The sequence below is a fragment of the Prosthecomicrobium sp. N25 genome (assembly GCF_037203705.1).
Taxonomy (GTDB): domain Bacteria; phylum Pseudomonadota; class Alphaproteobacteria; order Rhizobiales; family Ancalomicrobiaceae; genus Prosthecodimorpha.
The window spans coordinates 1156167-1171990 of the sequence record NZ_JBBCAT010000001.1 but is presented as its reverse complement, the minus strand read 5'-3'; the positions used below and the strand labels follow the sequence as shown (position 1 = coordinate 1171990).

Annotated in this window: 13 protein-coding genes; 8 read left to right on the top strand and 5 right to left on the bottom strand. The window is 70.7% G+C overall.

Annotated elements, in window-relative coordinates; all coding sequences use genetic code 11:
- Positions 1–51 precede the first annotated feature (51 nt).
- The 3 genes from WBG79_RS05270 to WBG79_RS05260 are packed head-to-tail and all read left to right on the top strand — an operon-like array spanning position 52 to position 3593.
- Positions 52–1197 (top strand): cell surface protein, encoded by a 1146-nt coding sequence (locus WBG79_RS05270; protein ID WP_337357891.1) that lies wholly within the window; start codon positions 52–54, stop codon positions 1195–1197.
- Positions 1190–2152: a DUF6384 family protein gene (locus WBG79_RS05265; RefSeq protein WP_337356056.1), complete on the top strand. Its 963-nt coding sequence runs from the start codon at positions 1190–1192 to the stop codon at positions 2150–2152. Before WBG79_RS05270 ends, WBG79_RS05265 begins: the two co-directional genes overlap by 8 nt.
- Before the next feature lie 4 nt (positions 2153–2156).
- Complete coding sequence (locus tag WBG79_RS05260; protein WP_337356055.1) at positions 2157–3593, top strand: hypothetical protein; 1437 nt, start codon at positions 2157–2159, stop codon at positions 3591–3593.
- Between the two features lie 124 nt (positions 3594–3717).
- Here WBG79_RS05260 and WBG79_RS05255 read toward each other — a convergent pair whose 3' ends face one another.
- On the bottom strand, positions 3718–4611 hold the full coding sequence (locus tag WBG79_RS05255; protein ID WP_337356054.1) for an EamA family transporter: 894 nt from the start codon (positions 4609–4611) through the stop codon (positions 3718–3720).
- A gap of 190 nt (positions 4612–4801) precedes the next feature.
- Between WBG79_RS05255 and WBG79_RS05250 the strand changes: the two genes are divergently transcribed.
- From WBG79_RS05250 to WBG79_RS05240, 3 genes are all read left to right on the top strand, one after another.
- Positions 4802–6613, top strand: a complete 1812-nt coding sequence (locus WBG79_RS05250; protein WP_337356053.1) for an ABC-F family ATP-binding cassette domain-containing protein — start codon at positions 4802–4804, stop codon at positions 6611–6613.
- A gap of 87 nt (positions 6614–6700) precedes the next feature.
- Positions 6701–7858, top strand: a complete 1158-nt coding sequence (locus WBG79_RS05245; RefSeq protein ID WP_337356052.1) for an acyl-CoA dehydrogenase family protein — start codon at positions 6701–6703, stop codon at positions 7856–7858.
- Between the two features lie 86 nt (positions 7859–7944).
- Positions 7945–8724 (top strand): SDR family oxidoreductase, encoded by a 780-nt coding sequence (locus WBG79_RS05240; protein WP_337356051.1) that lies wholly within the window; start codon positions 7945–7947, stop codon positions 8722–8724.
- A gap of 3 nt (positions 8725–8727) precedes the next feature.
- On the opposite strand, the gene WBG79_RS05235 is transcribed toward WBG79_RS05240, so the two are convergent.
- A complete protein-coding gene (locus WBG79_RS05235; RefSeq protein ID WP_337356050.1) occupies positions 8728–9345 on the bottom strand; it encodes a LysE family translocator in 618 nt (205 codons plus the stop codon).
- A gap of 254 nt (positions 9346–9599) precedes the next feature.
- Between WBG79_RS05235 and WBG79_RS05230 the strand changes: the two genes are divergently transcribed.
- Both WBG79_RS05230 and WBG79_RS05225 read left to right on the top strand, forming a co-directional pair.
- Positions 9600–9902 carry a hypothetical protein gene (locus tag WBG79_RS05230; RefSeq protein ID WP_337356049.1) on the top strand — a complete coding sequence of 101 codons (303 nt, stop codon included), beginning with the start codon at positions 9600–9602 and terminating at the stop codon, positions 9900–9902.
- 195 nt (positions 9903–10097) lie between these two features.
- Positions 10098–11441 (top strand): Nramp family divalent metal transporter, encoded by a 1344-nt coding sequence (locus WBG79_RS05225; RefSeq protein WP_337356048.1) that lies wholly within the window; start codon positions 10098–10100, stop codon positions 11439–11441.
- Between the two features lie 18 nt (positions 11442–11459).
- On the opposite strand, the gene WBG79_RS05220 is transcribed toward WBG79_RS05225, so the two are convergent.
- The 3 genes from WBG79_RS05220 to WBG79_RS05210 all read right to left on the bottom strand — a co-directional run bounded on the left by WBG79_RS05220 (position 11460) and on the right by WBG79_RS05210 (position 15742).
- Positions 11460–14180, bottom strand: coding sequence for a bifunctional acetate--CoA ligase family protein/GNAT family N-acetyltransferase (locus WBG79_RS05220; protein WP_337356047.1), 2721 nt, complete (start codon positions 14178–14180; stop codon positions 11460–11462).
- A gap of 162 nt (positions 14181–14342) precedes the next feature.
- Positions 14343–15176 carry a universal stress protein gene (locus WBG79_RS05215; protein ID WP_337356046.1) on the bottom strand — a complete coding sequence of 278 codons (834 nt, stop codon included), beginning with the start codon at positions 15174–15176 and terminating at the stop codon, positions 14343–14345.
- 122 nt (positions 15177–15298) lie between these two features.
- Positions 15299–15742, bottom strand: coding sequence for a host attachment protein (locus WBG79_RS05210; RefSeq protein WP_337356045.1), 444 nt, complete (start codon positions 15740–15742; stop codon positions 15299–15301).
- Between the last annotated feature and the right edge of the window lie 82 nt (positions 15743–15824).

Below are 15824 nucleotides of genomic sequence, written 5' to 3'. Positions count from 1 at the left end.
GGAGGACAGTCCGTGAGCGACGTCGCCGCGCAGACCATCGTGAAGACGCCCATGCAGTATCTCGACAAGGCGATGGGTGCCCTGAAGCAGATGGGTATCGTTCCCGGCAAGGCCGAGGACGCGCCCGTCATCGGCCTGCTGGAGAAGATCTCGGACCTGGACAAGGACAGGATCGTCGTCATCGCGCGTACGCTCAGCCAGACCTCGGTCTTCAACGAGGTGGTGCGAGAACAGGTGTCGGCCATGACGGTCGGCGAGCGCTACAAGCTGATCACCGAGTCCTTCAACTCGATCCGCGACGACTCGAAGAAGATGGTCGACCAGATCTCCGACGGGAAGATCGACATCTTCGAGCGTGCCACAAACGTCTGGATGAAGCTCTCGCGCGGCGACATCGCCGACCGCTTCGACAAGATCCGGGCGACCTACCTCGATGTCACCAAGGAGACCCGCAACCAGATCGACCGCGAGCACGTCATCCTGGAGGCCTACCGGGACTTCCGCGGCGCGCTGAAGCAGTCGGAGGTGCTGGCGCTCGAGGTGCTCAAGAAGGCCGAGGACAAGCTGAACGAGGCCAAGGTTCGGCTGGAGGCGGCGTCCAAGGCGGTCGCCGAGTTCCAGGGCGAGATCGCCGAGAAGGCGCGGCTGGAACTCGCGCGCGACGAGGAACTGCGCCGGACGCAGGACGAGGACAAGCGCTACCAGATCGCCAAGGACCTCTCGGACAACCTGACCATCGGGTACAACACGTCCGAGGTCATCATGGCGCGCCTGATGCAGACGACCAACGCCAAGGAGCGGGTGTACCAGCAGGCGGTCAGCTTCTTCTCGACGAACGACAGCGTGCTGACCGCCCTGAAGGCCTCCTTCACGGGCCTGTTCGGACTGCACGAGTCGACCGAGAGCCTCAACGCCATGAAGGAGGGCGTGTCGCGCTCGATCGAGGTGCTCGCCGAGATCGGCGGCAAGATCCAGGAGGAGGCCGTGAAGGCGGGATACGGACCGACGGTCCGGGCCGACGCGGTCAAGAAGCTCGTCGAATCCGTCATCAACTTCCAGGAGAAGTCGACCGAGATCATCGACGAGATGCGCAAGCTCTCGACGCAGAACTCGGCCGAGATCCGCGACGCGGTGGAGGACGGCAAGCGGCGCATCGCGCGGCTGATCGCCGAGGGGAACCAGGCCTTCAATGTCTGACACGGCGATCGCCGCTGCGGCTCCCCCGGCCGTCCCGCGGGGCGAGGCGAAGCTCGACGACATCATGCTCGCCATGGATGTCGTCGACACCTTGCGCCATCAGGAGGTCCTGGTGGCGCAGGAGCTCGGGGAGACGGAGCGCGAGCGGCAACTCGTCGATCGGCTGCGGGAGATCTACCGCAGCCAGGGGATCGAGGTCACCGACCAGATCCTCGCGGAGGGCGTGCGGGCGCTGAAAGAGAGCCGGTTCGTCTACACGCCGCCGCCGGCCGGTATGGCACGGACGCTGGCGCTTCTCTGGGTGAAGCGCGAGACGTGGCTGAAGCAGGTGGCGGTCGCGATCATCGGGCTCGGGGTCGTGTGGGGCGGCTACCAGTATTTCGTGGTCGGGGCGGCAGAGCGCGAGGCCGCGCGCGCGCGGATCGAGATCGGCGAAGCCCTGCCGGCGGAGCTCGACCGCGCCCACAAGGCGGTGCTGGCCGAGGCGCGGGTTCCCGAGGCCCGGGACCGTGCGGCGGCGATCCTCAACGATGGGCGGCTCGCGCTCGAACGCAAGGATCCGGCCGGCGCCCGCTCGGCGATCGGGGCCATGAACGCGCTCCTCGACAAGCTCCGGCAGGAATACACGCTTCGGGTCATCTCCCGCCAGGGCGAGCAATCGGGCGTCTGGCGCATCCCGCCGAACCGGGCCGGCCAGCGCAACTACTACCTCATCGTCGAGGCCATCGGGCCGAACGGCTCCGTGCTACAGCTGCCGATCACCAGCGAGGAGGACCAGAAGACGACGACGGTCTCCAAGTTCGGCGTGCGCGTGCCCCAGCAGACCTTCGACCAGATCCGGCGCGACAAGGAGGACGACGGCATCATCCAGCGCGCCGTCGTCGGCCAGAAGACGCGCGGGACCCTGGAACCGACCTACAGCGTGCCCGTCTCGGGCGCCATCACGAACTGGTAGCGGCATGATCACGGGACGTCAGGCGCTGGCGAGCATGGAGCAGGCGATCGCCGAGCAGCGCTCGAACGAGGGGCGGCTCGACGCCGTGCTGGCCTCGGCGACCGAGGAGGCGCAGCGGCTCCGCCACGAGCAGACCGAGGCCTGGCGGGCGCTCGCCCGGCTGCGCCTCGACGACCTCGCCGGCACCGAGGTGGCGGGCCGGCTGGACGCGACCGAGCGGCGGGCGCTGCAGCTCCTCGAGACCGCCCGGGCGGCGCTGGCGGACCTCTCCGCCAGGCGCGCCGAGGCGGCGGCCCGCGTCTCCGAGCAGGAGGCGGCGTTGCGGGCCGCGACCGAGGCGGCCGACGCGATCGACGACGAGATCGACGCACTGACGGCCAGGACCGCCGAGGCGGGCCGTCAGGACGCGGAGTGGTCGGCCGGGCGGGCCCGCATTGAAGAGGCCGAGCGGATCGCCGCGGAGTCGGAGAAGAAGGCCACGACCGCCGAGGAGGACCGCCGCGTGAAGGGGGCCCCTTACGAGGCGGACCCGCTCTTCATGTATCTCTGGAAGCGCGGCTTCGGCACCGCCGCCTACCAGGCCGGCACGTTCGCGCGCTTCTTCGACCGCAAGGTCGCGGCTCTCGTCGGCTATGCGGAGGCGCGGCCGAACTACGTCATGCTGAACGAGATCCCGGTCCGGCTCAGGGAGCATGCGGAGCGCCGGCGGCACGAAGTGGAGGCCGCGCAGCAGGATCTCGCGGCCGTCGAGCGGCGGCTCCTGGAGACCTCCGGCATCGCCCCCCTGGAGGCGCGGCGCGCGGCGGCTCAGGCCGACATCGACAAGGCCCAGGCGTCCCTGAAGCTTGCGCGCGACCATCTGGCGGCCGTCGAGCAGGAGCACCAGCTGGCGCTCGAGGGCAACGGCAAGGGCGGCTACGCGGAGGCGCTCGACATGCTCGCCGCCGAGCTCGCGCGCGAGGACCTGCAGGACCTCTACCGCGCCGCCGTGAAGACGCCGGATCCGCGGGACGAGCGCATCGTCCGCCAATTGCAGGGCCTCGAGGAGGCGATCGCCAAGGCCGACCGGGAGATCCAGCAGATCCGCGCGCAGGCGCGCGATCTGGCGAACCGCCGGGTGGAGCTCGAGGGCGTGCGCGACGACTTCCGCCGGCAGGGCTACGACCATCCCCAGGTGACCTTCGGCAACGAGCGGATCATCGGCGAGATGATCGGGGGCATCATCGGCGGCGTGCTGCGCAGCCCGGATCTCTGGCGCGTGCTGCGCGACGGCTACGGCCGTCGTCCGCGCCGCGCCGATCCCGGCTACGGCGGCGGTCCGCGCTTCCCCCTGCCCGGCCCGTTCGACGGCGGGTTCGGGGGCGGATTCGGCGGCGGTGGATCGTCCGGCGGGGGTGGCGGGGGCGGAGGCGGCGGCTTCCGGACCGGCGGCGGGTTCTGAGGGCTCATACCCGGTTAACGAAGTCCAACCCCCTGCACGGTCCTTGTCTTCTGTCATGGCCGGGCTTGTCCCGGACAAGCCCGGCCATGACAGACCGAAAGGCCGGAGAGTGGTGGCTCCGGTATCAGGCGTTCAGGACGACCAGGACCCCGACCACCAGGAGCGCGATGCCCAGGCCCTCGCGGGGGCTCGTCATCTGGGCCATGAGCTTGCGCGACACGGCGAGCGAGAACAGGATCTCGACGAGGCCCAGCGTGCGGACGTGGGCGACCGGCTCGATGGCGAAGGCCAGGAACCAGCACTGCGACGCGAAGGCGCCTAGGAAGCCGGCGAACACCGAGGGGCGCCAGGCAGCGAAGAGCTTGGCGAGAGCCGGGCGATCCGTCGCCAGGAGGTAGATCGTCAGGCCGATCGCCTGGACGGCGAGGCCGGTCGCCAGGGTGGTGGAGGCGGCCATCAGGAAGCTCGGGGTCGCCAGGGCCTGGATGCCGCCCTTGAAGCAGACCGCCGAGAAGCCGAAGAGGCCGCCGGAGGCGACGCCGAGCAACGCCGGTGTCCAGGAGCGCGGCTCGCCCTCCGCCGGCTTCGGCCAGCTCATGATCATCACCCCGAGGGTCGCGACCAGGATGGCGGCGACGAGCAGCGGGGTCGGGACCTCGGTCAGGAACACCATGCCGAAGAGGGCGACCTGGACGGGCTCGGTCTTGGTGTAGGCGATGGTGACCAGGAAGGACTTGGAGCGCATGGCCTGGAGCATCAGGCCGGTCGCCAGGATCTGGCCGAAGCCGCCGAGCGCCGTCCAGCCGAGGAAGGTCCAGGAGGCGGACGGGACCGCCACCCCGGTCGCGGCCGACATCAGGATCAGGAAGATGATGCCGAAGGGCAGCCCGTAGAGGAAGCGCACATGGGTCGCCCCGACGGTGCCGACCACGGCGATCAGGTCGCGCTGCAACGCGTTGCGAAGGGTCTGACCGCCGGCCGCGACGATCGTGAAGAGGATCCAGAGATGGGTCGACAACGGGCGGTTCCGGGCAGGCGCGGGAGAGGCGAGGCGGTCAGACTATCAGGCCCGGCCCGTCACGCCATGGCGCCCGGCGCCTTGGAGCCATGCTGCAGTGCCGCAGGGGCGGACGGCCCTCGCCGCACCGGAACGCCTCCCCCGCCCTCCCCGCTGGCAAGGCCCGGGGCTTTCGGCTAAACCCGCCGCCATGGCCGCACCCCTCCTGACGCTTCGCGACATCCACCTCTCCTTCGGCGGGCCGACGCTGCTCGCCGGCGCGGAACTCTCCGTCTTCGAGGGTGACAGGATCTGCCTGGTCGGGCGGAACGGGTCGGGCAAGTCGACGCTCCTGAAGATCGCCGCCGGGCTGGTCGAGCCGGACCGGGGCGAGCGGGTCGTCAACCAGGCGACCACCGTGCGCTACCTTCCGCAGGAGCCCGACCTCTCCGCCTACGCGTCGACGCTCGCCTACGTGGAGGAGGGGCTCGGGCCGACGGACGATCCCTACCGGGCGCGCTACCTCCTGGAGGAACTGGGGCTGACCGGCGAGGAGGACCCGCGGCGGCTCTCGGGCGGCGAGGCGCGGCGGGCGGCACTGGCGCGCGCCATGGCGCCCCAGCCCGACGTGCTGCTCCTCGACGAGCCGACCAACCACCTGGACCTGCCGGCGATCGAGTGGCTCGAGGCCGAGCTGAAATCGATCCGCTCCGCGCTCGTCCTGATCAGCCACGACCGGCGCTTCCTCGCCAACCTGTCGCGCTCGACGATCTGGATCGACCGGGGCGTGGCGCGGCGGACGGACCGGGGCTTCGCGCATTTCGAAGCGTGGCGCGACGAGATCCTGGCGGAGGAGGAGCGCGACGCGCAGAAGCTCGACCGCAAGATCGCCGCCGAGGAACACTGGGTGCGCTACGGGGTGACCGCCCGGCGCAAGCGCAACGTACGGCGCATGGCCGAGCTCGCCGAGCTGCGGCGCCGGCGGCGCGAGGCGAAGCGACCGGTCGGCGACGTGAAGATGACGGTCAGCGAGGCGGACGCGTCCGGCAAGCTCGTCGTCGAGGCCGGCGGCATCGCCAAGAGCTTCGGCGAGCGGACGATCGTGAAGCCCTTTTCCATCCGCATCGCGCGCGGCGACCGGGTCGGCGTCGTGGGGCCGAACGGGGCGGGCAAGACGACGCTCGTCAGGATGCTGACCGGCGAACTCGCCCCCGACGCGGGCACGATCCGGTTCGGGACCGGCATCGAGATGGTGACGCTCGACCAGAAGCGCGAGGCGCTCGACCCGGACCAGTCCCTGCGCGAGGCCCTCACCGAGGGCCGCGGCGACACGCTGACGATCGGCGGGCAGGCGAAGCACGTCATGAGCTACATGAAGGACTTCCTGTTCGGGCCCGAGCAGGCCGGCACGCCGGTCTCGGTGCTGTCGGGCGGGGAACGCGGGCGGCTGATGCTCGCCCGGGCGCTCGCCAAGCCGTCGAACCTGATCGTGCTCGACGAGCCGACCAACGACCTCGACCTGGAGACGCTCGACCTCCTGGAGGAGACGATCGCGGACTACCCCGGGACGGTGATCCTGGTCAGCCACGACCGCGACTTCCTCGACCGGATCGCCACCTCGGTGATCGTCTCCGACGGCGACGGGACCTGGATCGAGTATGCGGGCGGCTACACCGACATGGTGGCGCAGCGCGGTTACGGGGTGAAGCCGCGCGTCGTCACGCCGCCGCCGGCCGGCACTCCGTCGACGGCCGCCAAGCCGGCCGCGGCCGCGGAGGAGAAGAAGCGCAAGCTCTCCTACAACGAGACGCATGCGTTGAAGACACTGCCGGCGACGATCGAGAGGCTCGGCCGGACGATCGCCGAGCTCCAGGCCGTGATGGCCGATCCAAACCTCTACGCCAAGGACCCGAAGCGCTTCGCCGCGACCGCGGCCAAGCTGGAGACCGCGCAGGCCGAGCTCGCGCGCGCCGAGGACGAGTGGTTGAGGCTGGAGATGCTGCGCGAGGAACTCGGCGGCTGACGGCCCGGGCCTCCTGGCCGAGCGGCCACTAGGAGGGCCGCGGGGGGCGCGCTAGAACGGGTGCACCTTGCAGCCCGAGGATCGCCCATGGATTTCGACCCTACCGAGGAACAGGCGCTGATCGCCGAGACGGCGCGGCGGATCGCGGAGGACCGGGTCGCGCCGCTGGCGGCCGCACTCGACCGCGGCGAGGGGCGCGCGGACTTCCTCGCCAACCTGAAGGTGCTCGCCGAAACCGGCTTCATGGGGCTGAACGTCCGGGCCGAGTACGGGGGCACGGAGGCCGGCACGGTCGCGTTCGCGCTCGCCATCCAGGAACTCGCCAAGGCCTGCGCGTCGACGGCGGTGACGACCTCGGTCACCAACATGGCCGCCGAGGTGATCCAGGCGGTCGGCTCGGAGGAGCAGCGGCGCGACTACCTGCCGAGGATCTGCGACGGCACCTATCCGGCCGCCGCCTTCTGCCTGACCGAGACGGGCGCGGGGTCGGATCCCTCGGGCATGACCACCCGGGCGCGGATGGACGGCAACGCGTGGGTGCTCGACGGCGCCAAGCTCTACATTTCGTCGGCCGCCTACGCGGGGATCTTCGTCGTGTGGGCTGTGACCGACCCGGAGGCGCCGAAGGGCAAGGGCATCTCCTGCTTCCTGGTCGAGGCGGGGACGCCGGGGCTCGTCATCGGCAAGACCGAGACCAAGATGGGGCAGACCGGCTCGGCGACCAGCGAGGTCCTGTTCGAGAGCTGCCGGGTCCCGGCCTCGGCGCTGATGGGCCGGCTCCACGACGGGTTCCGGGTGGCGGTCGGGGAACTGGCGGGCGGCCGCATCGGTGTCGCCTCGCTGGCGCTCGGCATCGCGCGGGCGGCCATGGACGCGGCGGAGCGCCACGTCAAGGAACGGCGCCAGTTCGACCGGCCGATCGCCGACATGCAGGGCGTGCAGTGGCTGATCGCCGACCGGGAGACGGAGTTGGAGGCGGCACGGCTGCTGATCCTGCAGGCCGCGACGCTGAAGGAGCAGGGCCGGCCCTTCGCGCGGGAGGCGTCGATGGCCAAGCTCTACGCCACCGAGGCGGCGCAGCGGGCGACCTACACGGCGCTGCAATTGCACGGGGGTGCGGGCTACATCCGCGACCTGCCGCTCGAGCGCTATGCGCGCGACGCCCGCATCACGACGATCTACGAGGGGACGAGCGAAATCCAGCGGCTCATCATCGCCCGCGAGGTCCTGAAGGCGGTCGGCTGAGCCATCATGCGACGGGCGGGCTGGCCAAGGCGCCCCGGCTCTGGCATTGCGGTCCGGTGGGGTCGACGGCAGAGGAGTGGACCGGCATGGATTTCGGCATCAGGGGACGGAAGGCGATCGTGTGCGCGGCCTCGAAGGGGCTCGGCAAGGGCTGCGCGATGGCGCTGGCGGCGGAGGGCGTCGAGGTCCTGATCACGGCGCGCGGCGCGGAGGCGCTGGAGGCGACGGCGGTTGAGATCCGCTCCAGGACGGGGGCGACGGTCCGCACGGTCGCGGGGGACGTCACCACCGAGGCGGGGCGCGCCGCGATCCTGGCCGCCATGCCGGATCCGGACATCCTGGTCAACAACGCGGGCGGCCCGCCGGCCGGGGACTACCACGACTGGGTCGAGGAGGACTGGCGCAAGGCGGTGGAGGCCAACATGATCACCCCCATCATGCTGATCCGCGCGGTCGTGGACGGCATGGTGGAGCGGCAGTTCGGCCGCATCGTCAACATCACGTCCTCGGCCGTGAAGGCGCCGATCCCCGAGCTCGGCCTCTCGAACGGCGCGCGGGCGGGGCTGACCGGCTTCGTGGCGGGCATCGCGCGGCAGGTCGTCAAGCACAACGTGACGATCAACAACCTGCTGCCCGGTCAGTTCGAGACGGACCGGCTGACCAGCAACATCGCCACCAACGCCAAGCGCTCCGGCCGCTCCGAGGAGGAGACCCGGCAGGCGATGCTGGCCGCCAACCCGGCGCGCCGCTTCGGCTCGGCGCAGGAGTTCGGGGCGACCTGCGCGTTCCTGTGCTCCGCCCATGCCGGCTACATCGCCGGGCAGAACGTGCTCATCGACGGCGCGCGCTACCCGGGTACGTTCTGACCCTCAGCCCTTGCGGGCGAGCGCGAGCCCGGCGCCGGCGCCAACCAGGAGGGCGCCGGTGATCCGGTTGCGGAGCCGGCCCCGGCCGGCGAGGAAGGGGCGCGCGCGGGCGGCGGCGAGGGCCCAGCAGCTGTCGAGAAGGACGGCGGTAGCGAGGAACAGGGCGGCCAGGATCGCGAGCTGTGCCGTCACGTCCGGCGCGGCGGCGTCGACGAACTGCGGCAGGAAGGCGCCGTAGAAGAGGAGGGTCTTGGGGTTCGTCAGGGAGACCGCGAAGCCCCGGGCCCAGATGGCCGCGGCCGAGCGTGGCTCGGCCGGGACGCCGGTCAGGTCCACGGCCGGCGCGCGCCAGGCGCGGACGCCGAGGAAGACCAGGTAGGCGACACCGAGCCAGCGCAGCACCTCGAACCAATCGGCGAGCGCGGCCACGAAGGCGGACATGCCGGCGACCGTCATGGCGAGTTGCGGAAGCATGGCGGCGCTCGTGCCGGCGACGGTCAGGAGGCCGTAGCGGGCGCCGTGAGCGAGCGAATTGGCCACGATAAGGGCGACGTTCGGCCCCGGAACGAGGATCAGGAGAGCCGATGCGGCGACGAACAGGGCGGCGGTTTCCAAGGTCATCGGGTGGGTCGCTCCCGGTTCCGGAACAGAATTCGGCAATGCTAACACGGCTATGACCATTCGAAACAAATCTTCACGACGGATCAAGGAACTCTCTAAGCGAATTCGCCCTTAACGCAAACTTCCTCATTCATGACTCGCTTGCCTAATGCGGAGAAACACTCTCTACAAAAGTCTTAACACCGGGCATCCTTGGTTTCGGATAAGCCAACGACGAGGCTTACCGCATCCTTGTTTCAATCAAGGAGACATCCATGAGCCTGGACCCTATGGAAGCCTGGTGCCGTCTGTTCAGTTACCCGGCCTGCTCCTCCATGAGCATCGTCGACTCGCTGACCGCCGGGGCGATCGCCGCCCTCGCGGCCGCAGCCTTCGTGCAGGCCGCCCTCATCCTGGTGCGTTGGCACCAGGGTCGCACGTCCGGGGTCCGACAGAAGCGGAGCGCCGAGACCGGTCCGCTGCGCGGATTGGACGTCTCGCAGTCCCTGCCGGGAGTCGAGAGGCACCGGTCAACGACCGAGTCGACACGCGGCCGCAGCCCCATCGTGCTGCGCTGACCGGCCAGGGAGGGACCGTCCCCGCCCGGACGCGGCCCCCGGGCGGGGCGGTTTCCCCCGACCATCCTCCCCACAGCCGGAAGACCGGCGACCGTCCGGCTCTCGCCGGCCGGGGGGGAACAAAACCCGGCCTCTTGCAATTCGTTCGCAGAAGCGTCACTCTGCTCATGCAAACGATTTGCAGGAAAGGTCCCCATGGCGGTCTTCGATGCCGGTGCGAGCCTGACGTCCTGGCGGCGCGAGCGGGGGGACGCCTCGCTCGGCGAGGTCCACCGCTCCGTGGCCGTCTCGACGGCCCGGTCGCCGTGGCGCCGGATGGTCTCCTTCCTGGGGCCCGGCTACCTGGTGGCGGTCGGCTACATGGACCCGGGCAACTGGGCCACGTCGCTCGCCGGTGGCGCGAAGTTCGGCACGGCGCTGCTCTTCGTCGCGCTCCTCTCCAACATCATGGCGATCGTGCTGCAGCATCTCTGCGCGCGGCTCGCGGTCGCCTCGGGACGGGACCTGGCGCAGGCCTGCCGGGACGCCTATCCGCGCTGGCTCGCCTGGCCGCTCTGGTTCCTGGCCGAGATCGCCATCTGCGCCACGGACCTCGCCGAGGTGATCGGCACCGCGATCGGCCTCAAGCTCCTCTTCGGCATCCCGCTCGAGATCGGCGTCGTCATCACGGCGCTCGACGTGTTCCTGATCCTGTGGCTGCAGAACAAGGGCTTCCGCTGGATCGAGGCCTTCGTGATCGCGCTCCTCGGCGTGATCGCAGTGTCGTTCCTGGTCCAGATCATCCTGGCCGATCCGGACTGGGGCCAAGTGCTGACCGGCTTCGCGCCGTCGACCCGCATCCTGACCGACGCCGACATGCTCTACCTGTCGCTCGGCATCATCGGCGCCACGGTGATGCCGCACAACCTCTACCTCCATTCCGCGATCGTGCAGACACGCGCCTACGGGGAGACCGAGGCGGAGAAGCGCGAGGCGGTCCGCTTCGCCACCATCGATTCCACCCTCGCGCTGATGATGGCCCTCGCCATCAACGCCTCCATCCTGATCCTGGCGGCCTCGGCCTTCCACCGCGCCGGCATGACGGACGTGCAGGAGCTCGACCGCGCCCACACGCTGCTGTCGCCGCTGCTCGGCTCCGCGGTCGCGCCCGCGCTCTTCGCCATCGCGCTCCTCTGCTGCGGGCTCAACTCCACCGTGACGGCCACTATGGCGGGCCAGGTGGTGATGGAGGGCTTCCTCGACATCCGCCTGCCGCCGTGGCTCCGCCGCCTCGTCACGCGCCTGGTGGCGATCGTGCCGGCCGCGGTCGTGACGATCTGGTACGGCGAGGGCGGGACCGCCAAGCTGCTGATCCTCAGCCAGGTGATCCTGAGCCTGCAGCTCCCCTTCGCGATCATCCCGCTCATCCTGATCACCGCGTCGCGGCGGCGGATGGGCACCTTCGCGGCCCCGGCCTGGCTGACCGCCACCGCCGGCGTGATCGCGGCGATCATCGTGGGCCTCAACATAAAGCTGATCGTCGACTTCGTGCTGGGCTGAGGGCGCGGCCGCCCCGCCTCACTCGGCGGCGGCGGCCATGTCCTTCACCGGCAGGGTCACGACCGCGATGCTCTCGTCGTCCGGCGAGCCCTTCACCGAGAAGCCGAGCGCGGTGCACATGGCCAGCATGGTCGTGTTCTCGCGCAGGACCTCGCCCTTGACGGTCTCGATACCGTCGGCGCGGGCCCACTCGATCATCAGCTGCATCAGCTTCCAGCCGAGGCCCTGTCCCTTCAGGTCGGAGCGCAGCAGGATGGCGTATTCGCCGGTCTTGTGGTCGGGGTCGGCGTGCAGCCGGACGACGCCTAGGAGCTTGCCGGTCTCCTCCTCGATGGCCGCGAAGGCGATGGCGCGGCCGTAGTCGAGCTGGGTGAGCTTGGCCAGGAAGGCGTGACTGAACTCCTTGATCGGCGCGAAGAACCTAAGGCGCAGGTCATGCGCCGTGACGGCCGAGAAGAAGTCGGGATAGAGCGCCTCGTCCTCGGGTCGCACGGGGCGGACGATGACGCCACGCCCGTCCTTCAGGGCCATGCGACGCTCCCATTCCTGCGGATAGGGCCTGATCGACAGGCGCGGATGGCCGAGCCTGCCGGCGCGGGCCGCCACGGGAGCGATGCGGACGCGGGCGTCGAGCACGATCACGCCGCTTGCGTCGGCGAGGATCGGGTTGAGGTCGAGCTCGCGCACCTCCGGCAGGTCCGTGGCGAGCTGGCTCAGCTTCACCAGCGTCAGCGCGATGGCGTCCATGTCGGCGGCGGGGCGGTTGCGGTAGCCGGCGAGAAGCCGGACGACGCGGGTCTCCTCCACGAGCGCGCGGGCGAGATTGATGTCGAGCGGCACCAGGTCGAGGGCGCGGTCGGCGAGCACCTCCACGGCGGTGCCGCCCCGACCGAAGACGACGATGGGGCCGAAGACCGGGTCGTCCGCGATCCCCATGATGAGCTCGGTGCCGGCCTTGCGCTCCACCATGGGCATCACGACGACGCCGTCGATGCGCTTGTCCGGGTAGGCCTCGCGGATTCGCGTCGTCATCTGGAAGGCGGCGCGGCGCACCGCCTCCTCGTCCGCGAGCCCGAGGCGCACCCCGTCCACGTCGGACTTGAAGGCGATGTCGGGCGACGCGATCTTGACCGCGACCTTGTCGCCGCGGGCGAGGTGCGGCCGGGCGGCGTTGACGGCGGCCTCGGGGGTCGGCGCCACCACGGTCGGGGCGACCGGGATGTCGTAGGCCTCCAGAAGCGCGCGAACCTCGACGGGCGACAGCCAGCCGCGCGCCTCGATCAGGGCCTTGCCGACGATGCGGCGCGCCGTGTCCGGGTCCGGCGTGAAGTCCGCCGGCAGGCTCGGCGGGGTCGCCATCAGGCGTTCCTGGGCGGCGGCGTGGCGCATCAGGTAGACGACGCTCGCTACGGCCTCCTCGGGCGTGGGGTGGAAGGGCAGGCCGGCGGCCGCGATGGCGGCGCAGGTCTCCGGGCTCTCGTCCAGAAACGAGGTGATGATCGGCTTCTTGCGGCCAAGCTTGCGGGCGGCCGCCTGCGCCAGGGCGGCGAGCGCCTCGGCGACGTCCGTCGCGGGCACGAAGGCGTTCGGGGCGTGGATCGCCACCACCGCGTCGGTGTCAGGGTCCGCAAGCAGGATCCCGGCGGCACGGGCGAAGTCCGCCGGGCTGGCATCGTCGCAGAGGACCACCGGGTTGGCAGGGCGGGCGCCGGCACGGACCAGGGGAGCGAGGTCGAGGACGGTCGCCTCGCCGAGCGTCGACAGACGGCCTTCCAGGCGCTCGAGATGGTCGGCCGCGAGGGTGGCGAGACTGCGGCCGTTGGCCACGACGGCGACTTGGCGCAGCATGGTGGCGCGGGTCTTGGAGAGCGTCTCGACCGCGTCGAAGAGCTCGTCGATGGAGTAGACGCGGAGCAGGCCGGCGCGCTTGAAAACCGCGTCGTAGACCGCGTCGGTCGCGGCGAGGCGGCTCGAATGGGTGAGACCCGGGCCGGTTCTGCGGCGGCTCGCGCCGGTGCGGATCACCACCACGGGCTTCGTCCGGGCGCAGGCGCGGGCGGCGGACAGGAACTTGCGCGGGCTGCCGACCGTCTCCAGGTGGACCAGCACGGCGCGCGTGCGGTGGTCCTGGGTCAGCCAGTCGAGGAGGTCGCCGCTGTCGACGTCGGCCTTCTGCCCGAGGGAGACGACGGCCGAGAAGCCGACCTTGTGGGCCGCGCCCCAGGCGAGCGTGGCGTTGATCATGGCGGCGGAGCGGGAGATGACGGCGAGGTCGCCGCGGCCGACACGCTGGGCGGTGAGGCTCGCGTCGAGGCCGACATGGGGGGCGACGAGACCGAGGCTGCCCGGCCCGACGATGCGCATCACATGGGGGCGGGCCGCCTCGAGCGTCCGCTTGAGGACGTCGGCCGGCCACTCATCATAGCCCCTCGACAGGAAGACGGCGACGCGCGTGCCCGCCCCCCCGAGCGCCGAGACGGTCTCGGGGGCGCCCTCCGGGCCCGTCAGGACGACGGCGAGGTCGGCGCGGCCGGCGACATCGGCGATCGACGCCGCGCGGGAGAAGCCCTCCGGCAGGTCGACCGGATCGTCCACGCGGACGAGGGTGACGGGACCCTTGAAGCCGCCGCGGGCGAGGTTGGCGAGAAGGACGGCGAGTGCCTCCGGCCCGATGCGGGCCGGGCCGACGACGGCCACGGACTTGGGAGCGAAGGCGCCGTCGAGATTGCGGATGGTCATGATCGGGATCCGGTCGTCCGCCCCCGGGACGGGGCCCGGGGTGCGCTGGAGCTCAACTATCGCCCTCCGATCGGTCGTCCACTCCTTTGGTTCCCTTCGGCCCTTTCCGGGCTCTCGGGCGCGGCGGGGCCGACCCCGCCGCCTCGTCTCGTTGGCCGTGTCTCAGTGCGCCATGAGGATGGGCACGGTCATGCTCCTCAGGATGTCCCGGGTGGCGCCGCCGAACAGGAACTCGCGCACCCGGCTGTGACCGTAGCCGCCCATGACCAGGAGGTCGAAACCCCGGTCGGAGGCATGATTGAGGAGGGCGTCGCCGATGCCGGTGGCCGGCGCCGGGATTGTCTCGATGTCGACGCTGAGGCCGTGGCGGGCGAGCCAGGTGGCGATGTCGGCGCCGGGCTCGCCGGGGCCGTCCATGGCGGCACCGACCATCACGACCGCGATCTGGCCGGCCTGCGCCAGGATCGGCAGGGCGGCCTGGACGGCGTGGGCGGCGGTCCGGCTGCCGTCCCAGGCGATCATCACCTTCGAGGTCGAGAGCGCGGTGCGGGTGATGTAGGGGACGACCAGGAGCGGGGCGGCGCCCTCGAAGAGCGCGGCCTCGATGAGCGCCTCGCGCATGCCCTCCGGCTTGTCCGGATCCTCCTGGCCGACCACGACCAGATCCGTCGTCCGGCAGTTGGCCAGGAAATTCTCCGGCGCGCCACCCATCAGCACCTCGACGATGCGGGTCTCGCGGGAGACGCCGGCCAGTCCGGCGGCGTGCTCGAAGCGGGCGGCGGCGTCGCGGGCGGTCTTCAGAGCCTCCTCGCGGGCCGCCTCGATCAGTTCGATGGGGATCGGCGCCACGACGAATCCCGGCACGATGGGGTCGATCGCGAGACCCACCCCGGTGATATGCGCGTTCATCCGGCCCGCCAGGTCGAGGGCGAGTTCGGCGGCGGGACTCTTGTCCTTGGCGAGATCGAGCAGCAGCAGAATGTCCTTGATGGCCATCGTCGTTTCCCTCCTCGACGATTGAGAGCCGGCCGCGGCCGACTCGGGGTGATTGCCAAGCCGACGGCACCGTAGCCCTCGGCCCGGTGCCGTCGTTGATGCGCGTCAAAAGTTGTTGCCGATCAGAGCGGCACGGCGGCCGTCACGGTGTCGACGACCTGCTCGAGGGGCGCGTGGGTCAGATCCTTGGGAATGGTGCCGACAACGGTCTCGGCAAGAGGCTCCGGCATGGCGCGGCGGAGATGGCCGAGCGCCTCCGGGGCCGCGACCAGGACGAGCCGGTCGAGGTTGCCGGCACGGCGCTCCGCCTCCAGGCGGGCTATAACGCCGTCCAGGAACGCCGCCTCGACCTTGTCGCGGTAATCGATCTTCGGCTCGACGCTGTGTCGCATGGGGCCGGAACTCTCGTGGGTCCGGCCTGGGCGATCACTGCCGACATCGTGGGCGAGGTCGCGTCCGCCTTCGAACACACCGTCGTGCACCTGCACGAAGGTGTTACCCTCGCGTGCGAACAGGCGCGCCCGCGCTCCGTCGGCCGCCACGATCCACGTCTTCTTGGCCTTCATCTCAGGGTCTCCTCTGCGTGATGCGGGGTGCACCCTGCGCCCCGGCCCGGAGCGGCCGCCTTGATCCCGCGCAAAGAATACA

Excerpts from the sequence above, each read along its gene's own strand:
- WBG79_RS05250 (WP_337356053.1), top strand. The coding sequence starts at position 4,802 with ATGGCCGCACCCCTCCTGACGCTTCGCGACATCCACCTCTCCTTCGGC.
- WBG79_RS05260 (WP_337356055.1), top strand. The coding sequence starts at position 2,157 with ATGATCACGGGACGTCAGGCGCTGGCGAGCATGGAGCAGGCGATCGCC.
- WBG79_RS05235 (WP_337356050.1), bottom strand. The coding sequence starts at position 9,345 with ATGACCTTGGAAACCGCCGCCCTGTTCGTCGCCGCATCGGCTCTCCTG.
- WBG79_RS05245 (WP_337356052.1), top strand. The coding sequence starts at position 6,701 with ATGGATTTCGACCCTACCGAGGAACAGGCGCTGATCGCCGAGACGGCG.
- WBG79_RS05225 (WP_337356048.1), top strand. The coding sequence starts at position 10,098 with ATGGCGGTCTTCGATGCCGGTGCGAGCCTGACGTCCTGGCGGCGCGAG.
- WBG79_RS05220 (WP_337356047.1), bottom strand. The coding sequence starts at position 14,180 with ATGACCATCCGCAATCTCGACGGCGCCTTCGCTCCCAAGTCCGTGGCC.
- WBG79_RS05270 (WP_337357891.1), top strand. The coding sequence starts at position 52 with ATGCAGTATCTCGACAAGGCGATGGGTGCCCTGAAGCAGATGGGTATC.
- WBG79_RS05230 (WP_337356049.1), top strand. The coding sequence starts at position 9,600 with ATGAGCCTGGACCCTATGGAAGCCTGGTGCCGTCTGTTCAGTTACCCG.
- WBG79_RS05240 (WP_337356051.1), top strand. The coding sequence starts at position 7,945 with ATGGATTTCGGCATCAGGGGACGGAAGGCGATCGTGTGCGCGGCCTCG.
- WBG79_RS05210 (WP_337356045.1), bottom strand. The coding sequence starts at position 15,742 with ATGAAGGCCAAGAAGACGTGGATCGTGGCGGCCGACGGAGCGCGGGCG.
- WBG79_RS05215 (WP_337356046.1), bottom strand. The coding sequence starts at position 15,176 with ATGGCCATCAAGGACATTCTGCTGCTGCTCGATCTCGCCAAGGACAAG.
- WBG79_RS05265 (WP_337356056.1), top strand. The coding sequence starts at position 1,190 with ATGTCTGACACGGCGATCGCCGCTGCGGCTCCCCCGGCCGTCCCGCGG.